Source organism: Thiocystis violacea (genome assembly GCF_016583575.1).
Taxonomy (GTDB): Bacteria; Pseudomonadota; Gammaproteobacteria; order Chromatiales; family Chromatiaceae; genus Thiocystis; species Thiocystis violacea.
This window is the reverse complement of record NZ_NRRG01000132.1, coordinates 1-1676: the sequence shown is the minus strand read 5'-3', so window position 1 is coordinate 1676 and position 1676 is coordinate 1. Positions and strand designations below refer to the sequence as shown.

Genomic DNA, 1676 nt, shown 5'->3' with positions numbered 1-1676 from the left:
GCACAGGAAGAGGTCCGTAACCATGGCCACCCGAAGAAACAGCGCTGAGGACACCGATTCCGCAAACCGCATCAGCGGTTGTAACTGTTTGTTTTTAAAAATCGAGAGACTTATCTTAGTGCCATTCGGGCCTGGCTCGACTTCATTTTCGAGCCGCCTGGGCCGGGACGCCTGGTTCCCTTTCTGATCTTGCCTGATCTCAGGTTTCACCGCTCAGCCCCTGGGGTTCGCGTCTCGGGGCTTTTCGTGTGGCGCCGAGCGCACCTAGCGGCGGTGCCCGACGGCGCTCCATCGGCTAAACTCGCCCCATGAACACCGACGCCCCCAATGCCCCCGCCAAGGCGCCCGCCAGCGACCACGATAGCCCCTGGAAAGAGGCGCTGGAGCGCTACTTTCCGGAGTTTCTGGCCCTGCTGTTCCCGGCCATCCATGCCGAGATCGATTGGAGCGCTTCTTATCGCTCCCTCGACAGCGAGTTGCAGCAGATCACCGGCGACGCCGACAGTGGGCGGCGCTACGCCGACAAACTGCTCGACGTGCGCACCCGCGACGGTCGCGAGACCTGGGTGCTGGTGCATGTCGAGGTTCAGGGCGAGTCCCAAGCGGACTTCGCCCGGCGGATGTTCCGCTACAACTACCGCATCCGCGACCGCTATGACCGCCCGGCGGTCAGTCTGGCGGTGCTCAGCGACAGCAACCGGCGGTTTCGCGCGGATCGTTACGAGGACGGGCGCTGGGGCTGTCGGATCGTCTTCGAATTCCCGATGGTCAAACTGCTCGACCATGACGAACCCGCGCGTTGGGCGGCGCTGGAAGCGAGCGATAACGTCTTCGCCCTGGTGGTGATGGCGCAGATCCGCGCCAAGGTCACCCAGGACGCCGAGACGCTCAAGGGCTGGAAATTCCGCCTGATCCGCCTGATGTATGAGCGCGGCTACGAACGCGCGCTGATTCTGGAATTATTTCGACTGATCGACTGGATGATCCGCCTGCCCGCAGGGCTGGAGGCGGACTTTCGTCAAGAACTCTATGCCTACGAGGAGCAACACCATATGCCGTATGTCACCACTGTTGAACAGGCCGGGATTCAGCGTGGCGAAGCCAACATCTTGCTGCGCCAGTTCTCCTGCAAATTTGGTCCCGACTCAGCCGAGATCTACCGCTCGCGCATTGAATCCGCCGAGCCAAAGCAGCTCGAAGAGTGGTCCGAGCGTATCCTCACTGCCGAGACCCCCGAGACCATTTTCCACTGAGCGCTGAGCCGCGTGAGTTCGAGGTTAAAGGTCTGGGGCAGCCCTTTTAAGTTGCTATTTTGAGTACGCCTAGGGGCCAGCCAAGACCTTGGCGGTGGAGATATGGGTCTTGCCCTTGTATTTGGTGCGTGGCGTGGGCGCCTTCTTCGGCCCCCGTTTGCTCTTGCGCCACGCGGCGAGATCGACGCGGGAGGCCAGGTCGAGCAAGAAGGTACACATCTGCTCATGAGTCGCCGTCGCAAAGCGTGTCCAATCGGCGAATTAAAGGGGCCTGGCTCGAATGGCACTAAGATAAGCCCAACCTGCTGAAACGCATGAGAAAGGCTGGCGGTGGTGGTAGGCTGAGAGTGGCCAAACCCAACTGCCCACCCGTGGAGCCAGCCCCCATGCATCCTCGTCAGCGCGCCGCGCAGCGGCAACGAC

General features: G+C 61.6%; 3 protein-coding genes. 1 reads left to right on the top strand and 2 read right to left on the bottom strand.

Annotation, left to right across the window (positions count from 1 at the left end; all coding sequences use genetic code 11):
• On the bottom strand, positions 1-210 hold a 210-nt coding region (locus CKO27_RS24295; RefSeq protein ID WP_207281107.1), incomplete at its 3' end, for a hypothetical protein.
• 98 nt (positions 211-308) lie between these two features.
• On the opposite strand from CKO27_RS24295, the gene CKO27_RS23740 reads away from it, so the two are divergent.
• Complete coding sequence (locus CKO27_RS23740) at positions 309-1253, top strand: RpnC/YadD family protein (RefSeq protein ID WP_200377381.1); 945 nt, start codon at positions 309-311, stop codon at positions 1251-1253.
• 69 nt (positions 1254-1322) lie between these two features.
• Here CKO27_RS23740 and CKO27_RS23735 read toward each other — a convergent pair whose 3' ends face one another.
• On the bottom strand, positions 1323-1472 hold the full coding sequence (locus CKO27_RS23735; protein ID WP_200377380.1) for a hypothetical protein: 150 nt from the start codon (positions 1470-1472) through the stop codon (positions 1323-1325).
• Positions 1473-1676 lie beyond the last annotated feature (204 nt).

Coding starts and splice junctions, on each gene's coding strand:
- CKO27_RS23735 (WP_200377380.1), bottom strand. CDS start 1,472: ATGTGTACCTTCTTGCTCGACCTGGCCTCCCGCGTCGATCTCGCCGCG.
- CKO27_RS23740 (WP_200377381.1), top strand. CDS start 309: ATGAACACCGACGCCCCCAATGCCCCCGCCAAGGCGCCCGCCAGCGAC.